Genomic DNA, 17,480 nt, shown 5'->3' on the forward strand with positions numbered 1-17,480 from the left:
TAAATTTTTTAGTAAAAGTCACCAACTATTTTTGACCACATTACCCTTTTTGTTTTTATGGAAGCTATCTAGATGTATTTCTGAATTTTTGATTTTTAAAATCTGTAGCCAATTAATACAAATACTTTATTGGTGGGAGATGATAACGATGGGATATCAGACATACCATTACCATTTTCATAACGGATTTCTCCTGATATTTTACCGAGACGAATCCCTGTTCCAAATAAAAACCCCATTTCTCCAACTCTGAAAGTATCCACCGCTTTCCGGGTTTCAGATGTTACCGTTTGATAAAAAAAAGTCTGGATGTACTCCTGATTCGTTTCATTGACAGCAAATCCAAAGGACATCCCACCATGGAAAAACAACTCAATTGATTCCAAAAACATGCTGTATTGTAGCATGCTGTTTATTTTGATTTGGGTATATTCAAATTTAGTCTCGGAATGCTCTATAAGGTAATCAGTGATTTCGTTAATGTTGTTTCCTTGGAATTGGTATCCTGCCAACATTAATTCATTTGAAAAACCCCACTTTCTCATGTTTCTTGGGAAAATGAAATCTACAGATAAGCCAAGGACCGGGTTAATTGAAACACCATAGTCAGCTTCGGTCAAATTTGGATGGTTGGCCCCTGTGAATGATAAACTTGTCATCGATACCCCTCCCAAAACCCCAAATTTGGTAAGTGTCTTTTCTTTCGGTTTTTCAAATTTGATTTCAGTGCCGGTACATTCATTATACTTGAGGATCAACCTGCTTAAGCTTTCCTTTTTATATTGTGTGATATTGATGTCTTTTTGAATATCAGGACAACCATTCAGATATGCCCCAAGTTGTCCCAGGAAGAATTTGTTTTCTGCTGTGTAGCTTCGGGTTGCCCCATTTACAGTTTGCACTTTGTTGTATTTCTTGTATTTGAGTAAGTAATACTCCCCGTTTTCTTCAATATAGAAATTTTCCCTTGAAGCCTCATTTTTATATAAAAACAAGCTTTTTTCTCCTGCCATAATAGTCTGTAAAAAAACAGTTTCTAATGTAGTTTCAATTGTAGGGCTTTGGTCAAATTGATTGTTTCCAATCCTCTCGGTTTCTACCCTTGCACTGAGATATACTTCATCAGAAACCAAAAAGCTTTGAATGTCTTTTGGGGTGAATTCTAGTATTTCCTTTTGATCAAGGCTTTTAAAGGTGATTTTGTTCGGATTTTTATCCCAATTTCTGTAATCAATTTCTCCTTGGATTGTGTCACCTATAGCATTTACAATCTTTGCGGACAAAAAATTGCTCTGAGCAAACACAGGATTTTTAAGAATAAATATTAGGCTAAAGAGTAAAATGATTTTTACTTTTTTCATAAAATGATTTTTCCGAAAAATACAGTTAAAAATCAATTTCACAAATAAGTTAGTTAATAGAAATTTGTCTTTTCAAAAAATTTAAAAATCAATTTCTAAACCTTAATTATATGGAAATGGAAAGTGATTTCCTCAAGACAGGATTTTCAATAAAAAAGCCATTGTCAAACAATGGCTTTTTTGAAATTCAATAAAAAAAGTTTAAGTAATGTTATCCAATCAGATTTCCCTCATCGTCCCAAACAGCGACTGTTGCCCTTTCTTCATGCTTTAAGTAAAGAGGAATGTATTTTTCCTCGTAGGCAAAGCCATGTTTTTTCATGACTTCCTCAGGAACGCCATCCCATACATTTGGTCTGTTTCCTACATATCCCAAGTAATTGAATCCTATCTCAGAAGTGAAATATCCCGTTGAAGTTAAGTTTCTGAGCATGTTGAAGAACTTGACGCCGCCTTCCATTTCAGGTTTTGCTTTTTCAGGCCAAGCGATCAAATCAATGATTTCCATTCTTTCAGTTTCTGAAAGTTCGAGGAATTTTTTTCCGTAATTATCATCGCTATAATGGTCCAGCCACATCAATCCACCTCGCATCGGTGTTTGATAGGCAGTATAATCTTTCATCATAAATTCAATGAAATCAGGAACACCTGCATCAGTTGCACTTCCAGAATCTTCACCTGCAGGCATGATTATATTTACTAGGACATCCAGTTTTTTTCTTTCTTCTTCGGTAAAGAAGGTTTCTGAAAGGAGTTTTTGATCTCTGATATTTTCAGCTTCAATTCTTCCTCCCATAGTACCTCCGGAAATCTGCGGACTCATATCTGCAGCTTTGTCCTTCGGTTTACAATTGGTCAAAAGGAATCCGGATGCCAATGACCCGGCAAAAAGGAGTTTGAGGTTGTCTCTTCTATTCATAGCTCCTGAATTATATGTTTTTCTTTTTCAATTCACTGATAATAAAATCTGAAGTTCTCCAAGACAAGGCCAAAATGGTCCAAGTTGGGTTTTTATCTGCTTGTGATACAAACGGACCTGCATCCACCACAAATAGATTTTTGCAGTCGTGGGCTTGGCTGTTACTGTTCAAAACCGAAGTTGCAGGATTATTCCCCATCCTTGTGGTTCCGACTTCATGGATGATCCTTCCCGGCGTGGCCAATCCATACATGGTGTCAGCTCCCGGTTTTTGACCCAATAGGACAGCACCAGAATTGGTAAGGATTTCTTCAAAGGTATCCTGCATGTGTTTTGCCTGCTTGATTTCTTGGTCAGACCATTTGTAATGGAATCGTAGCACAGGTATGCCGAATTTGTCAACCACATTTGGGTCGATTTCACAATAGTTTGTCTCTCTTGGTATACTTTCTCCTCTTCCTGACATACCCACCATAGAGCCGTATGATCTTCTGATATCCTTCTTCAGACCTTCACCATATCCTCCGTTTGGACTTGGGTTGCCAAATTCATCCTTCAAATATTTTCTCATGGTATCCATCGAAAACCCTATCCCATAGGATGGCATCGACATTCCTCCCCAATATTCAATATGGTAACCCCGTGCAAAATCCAGCTTTTTGTTGTCCAGCCACCAAGGTGTATACACGTGCATGCCGCCAACACCGTCCTCGTTGTATCTTTCTCTGTCGATCAAATCCGGAAGAATTCCCATTCTATCCGCACCTGTGGAATCATGAAGATATTTTCCTACCACCCCGCTGCTGTTTCCGATTCCATTTGGGTGGGATTTTGATTTGGAGTTGAGCATTATCCTGGAAGATTCGCAGGCTGATGCGCCCAAAACAACCACCCTGGATTTAAGCTTGTATTCCTTCATGTCTATTTTGCTGACATAGGAAACGCCAGTGGCTTTACCGGTATCATCGGTTGTTACTGCCCTGACCATGGCGTTGGTGTATAACTCCACTTTGCCTTTTTTCATAGCAGGCTTGATCAAGACTGTTCCTGAGGAAAAATCCGCATATGCCTGACAGGCCCTGTTGCATTGGTTACAGAAAAAGCAAACTCCTCTTTCATTGTTTATCGGACGGGTCAGCATAGAAAGCCTGCCGGGAATTACAGGCATATTTGCTTTTTTTGCTCCTTTCATGATAAACATTTCATGTAGTCTTGGCTTTGGAGGGGGAAGGAAAAATCCATCAGGTTCGTTGTAAATCCCCTCTTTTGAGCCAAAAACCCCGATCAGTTTATCTACTTTATCATAATATGGCTTGACATCATCATAGCCTATCGGCCAATCATCACCCATGCCATCAATACTGCTTCTTTTGAAATCATTGGGACCAAAACGTAGCGAAATCCTTCCCCAGTGATTGGTTCTGCCGCCAAGCATTCTAGATCTGAACCAATCAAATTGGGTTCCTTTCACGTTGGTATAGGGTTCGCCTTCTATATCCCAACCGCCAATTGCCTGGTCGAAGTCACCAAATGGCCTGATCCTGGTTCCGCTTCCCCTTCTCGGAGATTCCCAAGGTGGTCTCAGTTGGGTCCTATCCTCGTCTTTTGCCGGATCAAAATCGCCTCCTGCTTCCAATACAGCAACTGATAGTCCTGCCTCAGAAAGAATTTTGGAAGCCATACCGCCACCGGCACCGGAACCTACGATAATCACATCATAAGCTTCTCCAGATGATTTGATTTCAAAACTCATGTTTTATAAAATTTTTATGTTTGTCTTACAAGTTAAATAAAAAAATGTAAAATTCACAAACCTAACTTTTGGAGAATTTCAGAAACTCATCTTGAGAATGGGAGAAAATTGGAATATCAAGTCAATAAATTTTATGATGGCATCGAAATATCATTTTCAAAATAATTGAGTTGGCTAATCAGCGAGGAGATTGATTCAAATCGGATTATTTCTGTATTAGTCTTTAAAATATAGGAAATTTGATTACCATCTTTTTCAATAGAAATAGATTTGCCCTGCTGATTGATTTTATTTTTCCTTAAAGCGGATTTCACCCATTTCACGATTTCCTCCGGCCCATCAATTTGCGGGTATCTGAAAATTGTTGATTCTTGAACTTTCCCTACAGATATATCGAATTTGAGGGTTTCATTTGGAAGTAAAAGGTCGATGCTTCCTTGGAGTATCAGGTCTTCAGGACTTCCACAGACCAAAGGCATTCCACATTGCATTAACCAAAATTCATCGGCTGTATCGATGGCTATGTCTAGGTCGTGTGTCACCACGAGCACGGCTTTGTTTTCATTTTTTGCGATATCTCTGAGCAAATGCATGATCTCAAACCTGTTTATGAGGTCTAAATGTGCCGTGGGTTCATCCAAAATCAATATTTCGCCATCCTGTGCCAATGCCCTTGCAATCATTACTTTCTGCAATTGGCCATCACTGAGTTCGCTTAATGGTCTGTCCTGAATGTAATTGATATGCGTAGAACGGATTGCTTGGCTTACTTTTTCCCGATCATTTTCTGATAAATATCCAGACCAACCTGTATGTGGAATTCTGCCCAAAGACACAATCTCTTCAACCGTGAGATTGCCGCTGCTGATTTTTTCTGTTAGGACGACAGCTATTTTTTTTGCCAGGTCTTTGATTGAAAATAAATCTGTGGGTTTATTGTCCAAATAGACCTGATTTTTCAGAGCAGGAACCTGTCCCATGATTGTCTTGATCAAGGTGGATTTACCAACACCATTTGGGCCAAGCAGACAAGTGAGTTTTCCTTTTTTTAAAGAAAAGGAAATTTGCTCTGCAACAATATTAGACTTCTTGCCTTTTTTATACCCTAAGGAAAGATCGTTTGCCTGCAATATGGAATTTTGAATGGACAAGGTTTATTATGTTGGTTATGGTTTTTCAAATCTTATATTTTCAATTTTCCTAAAACTCCTTACTGAAATTCCTCTTCAGAATCAACCAGATGACCATCGGTGCACCCACCAAAGAAGTGACTGCATTGATTGGTAAAGTCTGTGCACTGCCGGGTAACTGACTGATCGTATCGCATGCCAATAGAACTGCAGCGCCGATCAAAGCCGAGGCTGGAAAAAGGACCCGATGATCCCCTGTTTTGAAAACCAACCTCGCCATATGTGGTACAGCAATTCCGATAAAGGCGATTGGTCCACAGAAAGCTGTCACTGAACCCGCCAAAATCCCTGTACTGACAATCATAGCCCATCTAAGCTTTTGGATGTTTATACCCATGCTTACTGCGTATGCTTCGCCGAGAAGCATGGCGTTAAATGATTTGAGATTGATCAACAAAGGAATCAATCCCAGTAAAACAACAATTAAAAAAGCCAATAACTGATCAGGTTGGGTACTTCCGAGACTTCCCATAGACCAGATGGTAAACATCTTCAGTTGCTCTGCCCCCGAAAAGTACGATAATACTGAAATCAAAGCCGAAACAGCAGAGCCAAACATCAAACCTACGATGAGTAATGTCATGCTGTCGTTGACTTTCCAGGCTGTAACACTCATCAATAACAAAACCAAAATCGACCCGGCAGTGGCAGAAAATACGATTGCCCAGATTCCAAATCCTCCCGAATACATGGACCATCCAAAAGCCGAACCTGCCATGACCAATAGCGCAACTCCCAAGCCTGCACCAGAACTGATTCCCAACACATATGGTCCTGCCAGTGGATTTCGGAAGAAAGTCTGCATCTGAAGACCACTCAAAGAAAGCCCGATTCCTGCTAAAATCGCTGCAAATGCTTTGGGTACCCTATAACCCATTACGATGGTTTCCCAAGAACTTTTTGAAAATCCCCCCCCGATAAACCTCCCCATCACCTCTTGAATCGGAATCAAAACTGATCCACTCGCCAGATTCACTGCGAAAAGCAGTAGGCAAATAAAAATGCCGGACAGAAAAAGGAAATAGGTGGGTTTATTTTTCATCCAGTTTACTATAAAAATACAGGGAATAATCCGGTAATAAATCTGGATGCAGAATTTTGATCAAATCCCGAAGAATCAAATCCGGCCTTAAATACCCCAACTCGAAGTATTCTAAACCGCCTGTCGGACCTTTTTTTAAGGTATAGGTATATACGTTTCCATTTTGGAAAGCATCAAAATGAGAATATCTAGGGTCTGCATATTTCATTTCAACCAATGTCTTGAAATCCGAAGCTCCCAGCCAAAAGTCCGATTCTTGGGCCACTTCCAATACATATTCATAACTCAACTGTGCGCTTCCTGTTCCTTTTTGGTCTTTGAAAAGGTATTCACCACCTGCTACTTCCAGCAATCTTGCTCCCCAAGAGTCCGCTCCAGGTACATACCAGATGTCCTTATACATGACTCCTGCCATTACTTTTGGTTTGTTTTCCGGCAATTCCTTTACCAAATCCGAAGCTTGATTGTATTCGGATTCGATTTTGGAAAATACAGTTTTTGATTCTTCTAATTTTCCCAATAATACGCCTGTAAACTTGATCCATTCTGCCCTTCCCAAAGGGTGTTGCTCTACATATTCTCCATTAATGAATGCAGGAATTTTGGCTGATTTTAGGATTTCTATGTTTTTCAAGTCTTCCCCCAAAGTTGAAATCATCACCCAATCAGGATCGAGTTCAATGATCTTTTCAATATTCGCCTGAGCTCCTTTACCTAAATCGGAGACTTTTCCGGCGTCAATCAATTTTCTTGTCTTTGGAGAGGAAATCAAATCCAGATCAGGAAATCCTCTCAATAAATCTGAAGCCTCCAAATAATCCAAATGAGGAATGTGGGTAGTGGAAGTCAGAACCACCTTCGATATTGGCAGTGAAATAACAGCATCAAACCCGGCCTCATCCAATTTCAAATCAGAATTTTCTTTGACCAAATAACGAAAAGGAGGATGTTTATCCGGAAATGCATGCCGAACCTCAAGAACTTTAAATCCTTCTCCCTGAAATATAGCAAAGCCCTTTGCATATGAATTTGGGATCTCGACTAAGTCCAATTCTTTGATTTCTTTTGGAGATTGACAGGAAAAAAGGATTATAAAAATGGGAAAGACGAAATAGAAGCAAGAATAAAAAGAATGAAGCAGGGGGATTTTCATCTCGAAAGTGTCAGCAAATGTTTTCCAAATATAACACCCGAAGCCAAAGTCTATTTTCAATTGTGGCTTTTGTACAAAAAATAATCACACAATTAACCTGTCTAAAAATATCTTTGGCTATGTTTGTTTCAGAATTATGGTTCCCGAACCTTCATCAGGCTCTCGGGATGAAAAGGGAATTCGGTGAAATACCGGAGCTGTCCCCGCAACTGTAACCCCATTCTGAACCAATCGGAATAGTGATTTACCCTCCTCCATTGCCATTGTGTGATGCGTCGCACGAGAAGGCCGGTAAATCCAGGGAAGCCAGGAGACCTGCCATTTTTCATATTGTTCAAAGCTTTCGGGTGAAAGGCTGAGGTAAAAGCAGGTGGTTTTCACAAAAACAATTGGCAAGAATGGGATTGTCCTTTGATGGCTTTCCAATATTTGGGTTTTGAATCCTTTAAATTCAAAATTCTTCATTCTCAATTGGGTGAACCTTTGGTTTTCTTCTCTACCAATTTCTAGCATTTGGCTTTGGAATAAATAAGTGTTCCATTCGAATCATTTTAAAGGTGTTGGTTTTCCTGTTTGTTTGCTTTTTCCGGACTTTGTCACCTCAGTATTTAAATTCTGAAGAGTCAAGGTGGTTGGGTAACGGAACTGAAATGATAGATCCTGATACTGTTACATTGCCTTCTGTAGAGGTTTTTTCACCTGATATTGAGAAATATACATTTGGAAATAAGGTCAATACAATCACTGAAGCTGAATTGATAAATTTCCAAGGCTGGCCATTTTCAGATTTCTTACAGAAGCGGACAGGTCTGTTTCTTCGTCAATATGGATCAGGAATGCTATCTTCTTTGACTATGCGGGGAACTTCAGCCGGTCACAATGCTGTATTTTGGAACGGACTTCCGATAAACAGCCCCTCATTGGGGCAGTCGGATTTTTCCATTATTCCTGTTGGAGGATTTGATCAGGCTTCTGTCCATTTTGGGAGTGGAGGGGCGCTTTACGGAACGGATGCTATTGGAGGAGCTGTGCATTTGACCAATAAACTTAAATTTGGCGAAGGTCATCAGGTCCGGATTGGATCTTTATTTGGGAGTTTTGGGATATGGAACCAACAATTAGAATATGGCTTTTCGAACCAACAGTTTTCAGCTAGAACAAGGGTTTACCGGAATTTCTCAGAAAATGATTTTCCGTTTCTGAACATCACAAAATTCGGTACACCCATGGAAAGGCAGGATCATGCCAAGGTGATCCAGCAAGGTGGAATCGAGGATTTAGCTTGGAAAATCAATTCCAAAAACCTCATCAGTTCATCGATTTGGTGGAATGGGACCGAAAGGGAAATCCAACCGATAATGGGATCCAATACCAAAGACTTTCAGACTGATACTAATTTGAGGTGGGTTTTGGATTATTTTCATTTCTCAAAAAACAAAGTTTGGAACCTAAAAAGCGGCCTGGTAAGAGATGATCAGGTTTTTAATACTTCACGCAATCAGACGATCCAATATTTTCTTGCAGCAGATATGGATTGGGAAATCGGCAGAAATTGGAATTCAAAAACCGGTATCAGATATACCTATATTGTTGGTAATTTGAGCACCTTTCGAGCCCAAGAGTCAAGGATAGAATTATACCAATCAACCAATTTTCAGCCTAATGAAAAGTTGTCTTTTTCTTTCAACCTCAGGCAAATGGTGTTTGACAGAAAAATTGCACCATTTACGCCGAGTCTTGGAGGCGAATGGCAAGTGTGGGAAAATCAATCTAGCCAAATTCTCTTCAAATCCAATTTGGCAAGAAGTTTTAAAGTTCCGACATTGAATGACCGATTTTGGGTACCGGGGGGAAATCAGGATCTGAAATCAGAAAAGAGTTGGAGCGGAGAAATGAGTCTGGTCTATTCCTTCAAAAAAGACAATTTTGATCTGAATCAAAGAATGACCTATTATAGAATGAAAGTTGATAATTGGATCATATGGCTGCCTAAAGGAAATATATGGAACCCTCAAAACATCAGGGAGGTGCAAAATTCAGGTGTTGAATATAGCTTGGAGTTAAGTCAAAAAATCCGAAATTGGAATTTAGCATTGACTACAAACTATGCTTGGACACAAGCCATCAACCAAACTGATATTTCTGAAAATGACCGAAGCAAAGGAAATCAATTGCCATTTACCCCTGAACAAAAGTTCCAATCTTTATTCAGTATTGGAAAAGGGGTATTCAGTACTTTCCTTAATTTTCAAAGAGTAGGGGAGCGCTTTACCGGAACAGATGGTTCCGGAAGATTGGAACCATATCAACTTTGGGATTTAGGAAGCAATTGTAATTGGTCATTTAAAAAACTTTCAGGAAATATTGGATTCCAAATCAATAACTTATTCAATACTGATTACCAAGTGATGCCTCTCCGGGCTATGCCCGGAAGAAATTATCAATTTAATTTAAATATTAGAATATGAAAAATTCACGCTTTCTGCTGCCATTGGTTTGGCTTACGATTTTTGCTTCCTCATGTACCACAAATACTACTGATCCTGTTGATTTGCCAAAAGGTGAATTTGAAGACGGGGTTTTGATAATGAATGAAGGTGCTTTTGGCGTCAATGACGGTGAAGTTTTTCATTATGATCCTGCTACGGGAGTGATCAAGGAAAATATTTTCCGGACAAAAAACAGCAGACCTTTTGGTGGATTGATCCAGGATATGGTAGAAGCTGAGGGGAGACTGTATCTGGTTGCAAATACCGGGAAGGTAGAAATTGTGATTCCAAAAGACTTCAGTCTTGTAGGTGGCGTTAGTTTGGGATTAGATAATTCAAGGTCCTTGGTTTCTGTCAATCAAAGACTTTTTATCAGTGATTGGGGGCCATATGATGGTGATTTTAACAACCCTGATTCATACATCGCAGTGGTCAATGACTTGAATGGAGGGCCAATAGCAAAAAAAATCCCTGTTTCAAGCCGTCCTGAAGGGATGATTGTGGCCGGAAATTTCATTTATGTTGCGTGTTCTGCAGCCAAAAAGTTTGATGTGATTTCGATAGCTTCCGAAACTTTGGCTGCTAGTGTTGCAGTAGAAGGAACTCCTTCAGAGTTTTTGCAAATTGAAGGGAGATTATTCCTTTATGCCACAGACGAGAATAATGTATTTTTTCATGAAGTAAATCCCGGAAACTATACCGTGGTGAAAACCACAAAAATCCCTTTGACAAATCCAACGCCAATAATCGCATTGGGAGAGGGCAGTGAGGTATTTGTCGTGACCTCTACAGGTTGGCCGGATTATGATGATGCAGTAGCAAAAGTTTCAGTAAATAATGGACAAGTTACAAACCCTTCCTTTTATGTCGGTAATGGCATCTATGGAATCGGATTCAAAATAGAAGGCAAAGAAATTTATGTCGCTGAGCACAATGGTTTTCAAGGAAATGGAAGCGTTTTCATATTAAGTCCTCTTGGAATTCTTGTCAAAACATTGACAGTCGGAAAAGGACCCTCAGGGTTTATTTTTAAATGATTTTAAAGAATTGTGTTTGGAGTTTGAAGAAGAAAAAATCAGACCCTTTTTTTAGAAAAAAATAAATGTAGACTAAATACAAAACTCACCTTTTATCAACGGGTTGTGTTAAGGAATAAAATTCTTTGCCAATCCTCTGAATGTGATCTGTTAGATTTCTGCTTTCAATTTTATGAAATATCGAAATATCTATCTTATAGGGAAGCATAAGATCATCCAATTCATTTTCAATTTTCAATAATTCTGACAAAGTTAATTTTTCCCCAAAAAGTGTCAAGTCGATATCTGAACCTGTTCTGAAATTGCCTTTTGCCCTGCTGCCATAAATCAAGCTTCTCTCAATATTCGGGTGGCTCTCGAATACGGAATTAATCGAATGAATTGTGGTTTTGTTTAGGCCAAATTTTTCCATGGACTCAATTTTCCTTTATGCTTTTCATCTTTTGCTCGAAATCAAGAAATAACTTATAGTACCAATTTTTGATCTTATTCGCTATATCGGAGGCAGTTTCTTGATTATAGGTATGTGAAGTTTTGTTTCGGCTTTTTAGCATTTCCATCCATCCTTCTCCATCAGTCACCAAACCAACTTTAAATGCCTCTCTTGTTGCATCGCGTGAACCTGTAATTTGGCTATTCCCTTGATAATAAAAGTAATCCTTCATTACATTCCAAGCTAATTCATGGGTAAATTCAAATGCTTGAATCAGCCCCTGTTCTTCTAAATCTGACAAATCCCTTTCTTTTGAAAGTCTTACAGCGCTTTCTAGCTGTTTTAAAGCTTTGGAGAAGTTTTCAAATCTTTGTTCCCACCTGATATCTGGTTCCATCTGATTGTCTTTTGGCTAATTTAATCAGAAATCACAAAATTATCTTCTAGAATTAAAAGAACCGGGTAATTAAAAAACCAATATTCTGATTTTTGCCAAAAGTCATTATTTGGCCCCCGCAAGCAAATACAGCACCGCCATCCTTATGGCGACTCCATTTTCTACCTGTTGTAAAATTATGGAATGCTCTCCATCAGCAACATCAGAATTCATTTCCACTCCTCTATTGATGGGGCCGGGGTGCATGATGACTATTTTTTTACCAAGCCTGTCCAGCATTTTTTTATTGATGCCAAAATAGAGTGAATACTCACGCAAAGAAGGGAAGTATTTGATTTGTTGCCTTTCTAATTGAATTCTTAGGACATTGGCTACATCGCACCATTCCAATGCTTTTTGGACATCGTATTCCACTTTTACCCCTAGGCTGTCTATGTGTTTTGGGAGCAAAGTGATCGGCCCGCAGACCATAACCTCGGCACCGAGTTTTTGCAGGCAGAAAATATTGGAAAGGGCTACCCTAGAGTGAAGGATGTCTCCAATGATGGCAACTTTTTTACCTGCTACATCCCCAAGTTTTTCCCTGATTGAAAAAGCATCCAAAAGTGCCTGTGTAGGATGCTCGTGGGTGCCATCTCCGGCATTGACCACATTGGCCTGGATGTTTTTGGAAAGAAAGTGTGGAGCACCGGGACTTGCATGTCTCATCACCACCATATCTACTTTCATGGAGAGGATGTTATTGACGGTATCGATGAGCGTCTCTCCTTTTTTGACTGAACTATTGGAAGAAGAAAAATTGATTACATCTGCTGAAAGCCTCTTTTCTGCCAATTCAAAGGATAATCTTGTGCGGGTGGAATTTTCAAAAAATATATTGGCGATGGTGATGTCTCTCAGAGAGGGTACTTTTTTGATCGGTCTGTTGAGTACATCTTTGAAATTGTCCGCAGTCTCAAAAATTAATTGGATATCATTTTCACTGATGTCTTTGATGCCTAATAAGTGTCTGGTGCTGAGTTGTGACATGTGTAGTTTATGCTTTTTCTGTTATCCAAATGGCATCTTTTTCAAATCCTTTTTCCACCCATTCCACCGAAACATATTGGCTTTCAAGGGTGTTGACTTTCACCCCGCAATAGTCAGGCATGATGGGATAATCTCGGGTATATTTGCGGTCTATCAAGATCATCAGTTCCACTTTCTGCGGCCTGCCAAATGCAATCATGGCATCCAATGCAGCCCTGACGGAACGGCCCTTATAAAGAACATCATCGATCAGTACGACTTTCTTACCCTCGATCAGAAAATCAATTTTGGTTTCGTTGGCTTTCAATGGGAAATCCCTCCTTCTGAAATCATCCCTGTGGAAGGTCGCATCAAGATATCCGAAAGGAACTTTTACCCCCGCGATTTCTTCCAATAACCTGACGATTTTATCCAAAACAATGGGTCCACGCGGCTGTAAGCCTAAAAGTACGGTATTTTCAAAAGTATCGTGGTTTTCTATCAACTGATGGCAGAACCGCTTGAGAATGATCGCGATTTGCTGTTGGTCCAGAACAAGTCTTTTTTGCATGGCTTTGCTTTGTGTGCAAATATAAAAAGTTTCAAGGTGTTTGGGTTTAAAAATTTGATTTTTGAAGATTATGATTGTCCGCTTCTTTGCCAATTTCTAAAAATAAAGATTAAAGCTGCGGACAATCAGTCCATAGTCGACAGACCATAGCCACTACAATTGTACTTCACTCTGAGTTTTAATTGGTTAGTGTAAAAGCTTTCACAAGTAGGGGATTTTTGAATTCCGAAGGATGGAGACTGCCCACTGATTCCTCCGAATCTCATTTCTTTTCCAAATCCTCATCCTCCTCGGGCACATATTGGTCTCCATCTACTTTGATTTTGGTCAAGAAAAATACCTCTTTGGTTTCTTCTTTGTTTTCAGCATTTAGGTACCTGACTTTCTGTTTTCCTGTCAGCAAAAAGTAATTGCTATACCAATGGGTAAGTGAAAGACTCCCATCTTGGGTTTCTCTGATCCTTTCCTCTTCGTTGATCAATTCGATTTCAAAAGTTTTGTTTTGGAATATCACTTCTCCGTTTTTGATATAACTCATGTAGATTTGGATATCATCCAAGTAAAGGAAATGAAGTTTTTCTCCATCAAAACTTATCTCTCCATACTTTCCGGGATTGTTGGTGGTGTTCCCGGTGAGGTCAAGGGAATTATCCCAAATTACTTCGCCTGACCTGTTTAAGAATAGAAAATACGAAGACACAAATTCGTATTCCCCCTCTTCCTGCCATACATAAGTTCCCCCGTATCTTGAACCGGGAAAGCTGTTGCCATAGCGTCCCAATCCATAACCAAGCTGGTCCATCATCAGTCTATTGGCACTGTAGCGATAGGCTTCATTGGCATAGACACCATCCCGTTGCATATAACGTGGATTGGTGGCTAAAAAGTGATCGCTGTAGACCAGGTAGCCTTGATCCAGTGTGACGACTTCCCTTGCCGAAAAAACAGGTTTGATGGAAGGTGTCTTTCCCTTGGCAAAAGATTTTTCTAGTTCCTGAAGTTTTTTTTCCTTTTGCTTTTCTTTCATGTAATTAAAGAAGTTGGGGAAATTCTTCAGGGTCAAGTATTTTATTTTGTACTCGCCAAATTCATTGATATCGCCAAGGTAAATTCCCTGATATGCCTCTCTTTTCCTGTTTCCAAAGGTGCCAATAATAGACTGTTGGTAGTTTTGAATGGGAGTCATCATACCTTCTACCAATTCCATGTCTTGGTCTTCAAGTTTTTCGATGACAACTTCCCTTATTTTGTTTCCATTATCATCAAAAGTCAGCAAGGAAATTTGTTTCATTTTATATTTATCCCGGCGGCTTACCAACAGATCGAGTACCCCCAGTTCACTCTCTTTTTTTAGTTGCAGGATTTTGGTGTCTTTGAAATATATCCCCTGTACAGTAATAACATTGTTTTCTTGGATATCAAAGATCTGCACGATGGGTCTCAAGTCAGCATTTCCCATAAAAATGGCACTTCTGTTGAGTACAAAAAACTCCTGAAGTTCCATGGAATATATGTTTTCAAGAAGGACTTCTTTGGCGACTTCACTCTTTAAGTCTATTTCAATCAGGTATCTTTCTGAGGTGGCCACGCTGCCTTTTTGCATCAGGATGTAAAGGAATTCGCCTTCAAGGTCATAGCCTACTAAATCATAGCCATCCCTGACTTTGATTTCTTTCAAGTTGTCTGAATTCAAATTGAAGTCAGTCAAAAAATATTGAAGATTTGACTTAAAGTTCAATCCTTTTTCAGGCTGAACACGAAAAGCTACCAAACCACCCTGTTTGGCCACGACAATGAAATCTTTCTCTATAAAATTGCTCGGAATCTCAAAACGATCCACAAACATCACCTGTGAAAAAGCGGAAATCTCTAATAGAAGAGAAAAGAGCAATATAAAGGGATGTTTTTTCATGAACCAAGTATCAAAATATGGTCAAATTGGGATTTTTCTACAGGCATTGTTGACAACCTTGATTGCTTGAGCAACGGGAGGGAAGACAATTTTTCGTCGGATTTGAGCTGCGCTAATGAAACAGGATTTTTCAATTTTTGATGGGATTTTATTTTGATCGCAACCCAACCTTTATCTTCCCCTTCTTCCAGGTCCGGAAATGCCTCTTTGGAAACTATGGCTACCCCGACGATTTCCTTGTTTTTACCACTGTGGTAAAATAAAACCAAATCACCCACTTTCATTTCCCTCAGGTAATTCCGCGCTTGATAGTTACGGATTCCATCCCAGACATCCTCTCCTTTGGTGACAAGGTCCTCCCATCCATATTCGCTTGGTTCTGATTTGACTAGCCAGTAATTCATAATTTGGAAAATTTTGATTGGCTTAAGTTAAGGCTTAAGATTTTATTTTGAAACAATAATTGATGACATTTGTCTATCTCAGGAACAAACATTTTCAAGATTTTGGACCAAAAAACAATCCTCCGCCTTCTCAAACGCAGCATCCAACTCATGGAACTGCATGATGAAAACTCTTTTAAGATCAGAAACTACCAAGCTGCGCTGAACAACATCGACCGGAACGACATCCCTGTGATCGGAAAGTCTGTGGAGCAATTACAGGCAGATGCAGGTATGGGCAAAAGTATTGCTGAATTTGTTTTTTCATTGGCCACAGTTGGAACACATCCTTATTTGGAAGAGCTTTTGGCAAAGACCCCGACTGGTATTTTGGAAATTTTGGAAATCAAGGGACTGGGTCCCAAAAAAGTGAAGGCACTTTGGGAAGACCTAAACATCACCTCTACCCACGAATTGCTTGAAGCCTGTCAATCCGGTCAGGTGGCAAAGGCAAAAGGATTTGGAGAAAAAACTCAGGAAAGCATCCTGGCTTCACTTCAGTTTAGGGAAGCCAATCAGGGGAAATGGCTTTATGCAGATATTGAGGTATTCGTTGCAGAATTTATCAAGAATGTAAAAGGCCTAAAAGGAGTAAATGAAATCATTTCTGTTGGGGATTTTGGGAGGAAAATGGAAATCATTGAGACAGTAGAATTTCTAGTGTCGACCGAAAACCAAAGTGAAACCATATTAGAAATTTCCAGCTTGGGAAGTCTCGAAAAAGACCGCAAATCCTCCAGTCCATTTAAGTGGAGGGGAAAGATGATCGAACCTGAAATCAATTTGCTCATCCATTTTACGAAACTTTCCCATTTTGTGGAAGAAAAAATAGTGAGGACAGCGACCAAAAACCACTTGCTTTATCCTGTGATTGGAGAGAAAACTTTGATAGAGGTGCTCAGGGAAAATTCTCCGCTTGCCTCGGAAAATGAACTTTTTGAAAAAGCCGGATTGCCTTGGATTCCGGAAGAACTTCGGGAAGGATATATCGAATTTGACCTAGCCAAAGCAGGAAAAATCCCGCAACTTCTGGAAGAAAAAGACCTGAAAGGGATTTTGCACAACCACTCCACCTACAGTGATGGCAAGCATACTTTGAAGCAAATGGCTGAATATTGCAAGGAATTGGGATATGAATACCTAGGAATATCTGACCATAGCCGTACAGCTTTTTATGCCGGAGGTCTGGAAATAGAAAAAGTCCAAAAACAACATCAAGAAATCGATCAGTTGAACAAAGAATTGGCACCATTCAGGATTTTTAAAGGGATCGAAAGTGATATCCTCACTGATGGCAGTTTGGATTATCCTGAGGAAGTGTTGGTGAGCTTTGATTTCATTGTTTCCTCCGTCCACTCTAACCTTGGAATGGACAGGAAAAAAGCCACAGCAAGATTGCTCAATGCAATTGTTAATCCTTACACCACCATTTTGGGACATCCAACAGGAAGGTTATTATTGCGCAGAGAAGGCTATCCGATTGACCATAAAGCGGTCATTGATGCCTGCGCATTGCACAATGTGGTAATTGAAATCAATGCAAATCCCTGGCGCCTGGACTTGGACTGGAGGTGGGTGAATTATGCCATGGAAAAAGGCGTGAAGCTTTCCATCAACCCTGATGCCCACGAAATGGAAGGCTATGCAGATATGAAGTACGGTGTGATTGCGGGTAGAAAAGGAGGATTGACCAAAGACATGACCTTCAATGCCATGTCAGCCGATGCAATCGGGAAATATTTTCAGGATAGAAAAAATAAAATCAAATAGGG

The 17,480-nt window shown here is 39.7% G+C and carries 15 protein-coding genes and 1 riboswitch; of the genes, 3 read left to right on the forward strand and 12 right to left on the reverse strand.

What is annotated here, in order from left to right; genetic code table 11:
* Window positions 1-95: 95 nt before the first annotated feature.
* The 6 genes from NU887_RS16995 to NU887_RS17020 form a co-directional block, all read right to left on the reverse strand.
* Entirely contained in the window at window positions 96-1,361 is a 1,266-nt protein-coding gene (locus NU887_RS16995) for a PorT family protein (protein WP_258424579.1), read from the reverse strand.
* A gap of 211 nt (window positions 1,362-1,572) precedes the next feature.
* On the reverse strand, window positions 1,573-2,280 hold the full coding sequence (locus NU887_RS17000; protein WP_258424580.1) for a gluconate 2-dehydrogenase subunit 3 family protein: 708 nt from the start codon (window positions 2,278-2,280) through the stop codon (window positions 1,573-1,575).
* 10 nt (window positions 2,281-2,290) lie between these two features.
* Complete coding sequence (locus NU887_RS17005) at window positions 2,291-4,033, reverse strand: GMC oxidoreductase (RefSeq protein WP_258424582.1); 1,743 nt, start codon at window positions 4,031-4,033, stop codon at window positions 2,291-2,293.
* Window positions 4,034-4,164: 131 nt separating this feature from the next.
* A complete protein-coding gene (locus NU887_RS17010; protein ID WP_258424583.1) occupies window positions 4,165-5,184 on the reverse strand; it encodes an ABC transporter ATP-binding protein in 1,020 nt (339 codons plus the stop codon).
* Between the two features lie 49 nt (window positions 5,185-5,233).
* Complete coding sequence (locus tag NU887_RS17015; RefSeq protein ID WP_258424584.1) at window positions 5,234-6,265, reverse strand: iron ABC transporter permease; 1,032 nt, start codon at window positions 6,263-6,265, stop codon at window positions 5,234-5,236.
* Window positions 6,255-7,316, reverse strand: a complete 1,062-nt coding sequence (locus NU887_RS17020; RefSeq protein WP_258424585.1) for an ABC transporter substrate-binding protein — start codon at window positions 7,314-7,316, stop codon at window positions 6,255-6,257. The genes NU887_RS17015 and NU887_RS17020 overlap by 11 nt, the downstream gene beginning before the upstream one ends.
* A gap of 222 nt (window positions 7,317-7,538) precedes the next feature.
* Window positions 7,539-7,755, forward strand: a riboswitch (cobalamin riboswitch).
* Between the two features lie 313 nt (window positions 7,756-8,068).
* Here NU887_RS17020 and NU887_RS17025 point away from each other — a divergent pair.
* Window positions 8,069-9,886, forward strand: coding sequence for a TonB-dependent receptor (locus NU887_RS17025; protein ID WP_258424586.1), 1,818 nt, complete (start codon window positions 8,069-8,071; stop codon window positions 9,884-9,886).
* Window positions 9,883-10,944, forward strand: coding sequence for a YncE family protein (locus NU887_RS17030; protein WP_258424587.1), 1,062 nt, complete (start codon window positions 9,883-9,885; stop codon window positions 10,942-10,944). Before NU887_RS17025 ends, NU887_RS17030 begins: the two co-directional genes overlap by 4 nt.
* 85 nt (window positions 10,945-11,029) lie before the next feature.
* Here NU887_RS17030 and NU887_RS17035 read toward each other — a convergent pair whose 3' ends face one another.
* From NU887_RS17035 to NU887_RS17060, 6 genes are all read right to left on the reverse strand, one after another.
* Window positions 11,030-11,356 carry a nucleotidyltransferase domain-containing protein gene (locus NU887_RS17035; protein ID WP_258424588.1) on the reverse strand — a complete coding sequence of 109 codons (327 nt, stop codon included), beginning with the start codon at window positions 11,354-11,356 and terminating at the stop codon, window positions 11,030-11,032.
* Window positions 11,357-11,360: 4 nt separating this feature from the next.
* On the reverse strand, window positions 11,361-11,774 hold the full coding sequence (locus NU887_RS17040) for a nucleotidyltransferase substrate binding protein (protein WP_258424589.1): 414 nt from the start codon (window positions 11,772-11,774) through the stop codon (window positions 11,361-11,363).
* A gap of 105 nt (window positions 11,775-11,879) precedes the next feature.
* Window positions 11,880-12,803, reverse strand: coding sequence for an aspartate carbamoyltransferase catalytic subunit (locus NU887_RS17045; RefSeq protein ID WP_258424590.1), 924 nt, complete (start codon window positions 12,801-12,803; stop codon window positions 11,880-11,882).
* 7 nt (window positions 12,804-12,810) lie between these two features.
* Complete coding sequence (gene pyrR, locus NU887_RS17050; protein WP_258424591.1) at window positions 12,811-13,353, reverse strand: bifunctional pyr operon transcriptional regulator/uracil phosphoribosyltransferase PyrR; 543 nt, start codon at window positions 13,351-13,353, stop codon at window positions 12,811-12,813.
* A gap of 262 nt (window positions 13,354-13,615) precedes the next feature.
* The gene (locus tag NU887_RS17055; RefSeq protein ID WP_258424592.1) at window positions 13,616-15,265 is read right to left on the reverse strand and encodes a transcriptional regulator; all 1,650 of its coding nucleotides are present in this window, start codon (window positions 15,263-15,265) and stop codon (window positions 13,616-13,618) included.
* Window positions 15,262-15,669, reverse strand: coding sequence for an EVE domain-containing protein (locus tag NU887_RS17060; RefSeq protein WP_258424593.1), 408 nt, complete (start codon window positions 15,667-15,669; stop codon window positions 15,262-15,264). The genes NU887_RS17055 and NU887_RS17060 overlap by 4 nt, the downstream gene beginning before the upstream one ends.
* A gap of 150 nt (window positions 15,670-15,819) precedes the next feature.
* On the opposite strand from NU887_RS17060, the gene NU887_RS17065 reads away from it, so the two are divergent.
* On the forward strand, window positions 15,820-17,478 hold the full coding sequence (locus NU887_RS17065; RefSeq protein WP_258424697.1) for a DNA polymerase/3'-5' exonuclease PolX: 1,659 nt from the start codon (window positions 15,820-15,822) through the stop codon (window positions 17,476-17,478).
* The last annotated feature ends 2 nt before the right edge of the window (window positions 17,479-17,480 follow it).

The sequence above is a fragment of the Aquiflexum gelatinilyticum genome, from assembly GCF_024741135.1.
Classification (GTDB): Bacteria; Bacteroidota; Bacteroidia; order Cytophagales; family Cyclobacteriaceae; genus Cognataquiflexum; species Cognataquiflexum gelatinilyticum.

Coding starts and splice junctions, on each gene's coding strand:
- NU887_RS17035 (WP_258424588.1), bottom strand. CDS start 11,356: ATGGAAAAATTTGGCCTAAACAAAACCACAATTCATTCGATTAATTCC.
- NU887_RS17040 (WP_258424589.1), bottom strand. CDS start 11,774: ATGGAACCAGATATCAGGTGGGAACAAAGATTTGAAAACTTCTCCAAA.
- NU887_RS17015 (WP_258424584.1), bottom strand. CDS start 6,265: ATGAAAAATAAACCCACCTATTTCCTTTTTCTGTCCGGCATTTTTATT.
- NU887_RS17060 (WP_258424593.1), bottom strand. CDS start 15,669: ATGAATTACTGGCTAGTCAAATCAGAACCAAGCGAATATGGATGGGAG.
- NU887_RS17045 (WP_258424590.1), bottom strand. CDS start 12,803: ATGTCACAACTCAGCACCAGACACTTATTAGGCATCAAAGACATCAGT.
- NU887_RS17005 (WP_258424582.1), bottom strand. CDS start 4,033: ATGAGTTTTGAAATCAAATCATCTGGAGAAGCTTATGATGTGATTATC.
- pyrR (WP_258424591.1), bottom strand. CDS start 13,353: ATGCAAAAAAGACTTGTTCTGGACCAACAGCAAATCGCGATCATTCTC.
- NU887_RS17025 (WP_258424586.1), top strand. CDS start 8,069: ATGATAGATCCTGATACTGTTACATTGCCTTCTGTAGAGGTTTTTTCA.
- NU887_RS17055 (WP_258424592.1), bottom strand. CDS start 15,265: ATGAAAAAACATCCCTTTATATTGCTCTTTTCTCTTCTATTAGAGATT.
- NU887_RS16995 (WP_258424579.1), bottom strand. CDS start 1,361: ATGAAAAAAGTAAAAATCATTTTACTCTTTAGCCTAATATTTATTCTT.
- NU887_RS17000 (WP_258424580.1), bottom strand. CDS start 2,280: ATGAATAGAAGAGACAACCTCAAACTCCTTTTTGCCGGGTCATTGGCA.
- NU887_RS17065 (WP_258424697.1), top strand. CDS start 15,820: ATGGAACTGCATGATGAAAACTCTTTTAAGATCAGAAACTACCAAGCT.
- NU887_RS17030 (WP_258424587.1), top strand. CDS start 9,883: ATGAAAAATTCACGCTTTCTGCTGCCATTGGTTTGGCTTACGATTTTT.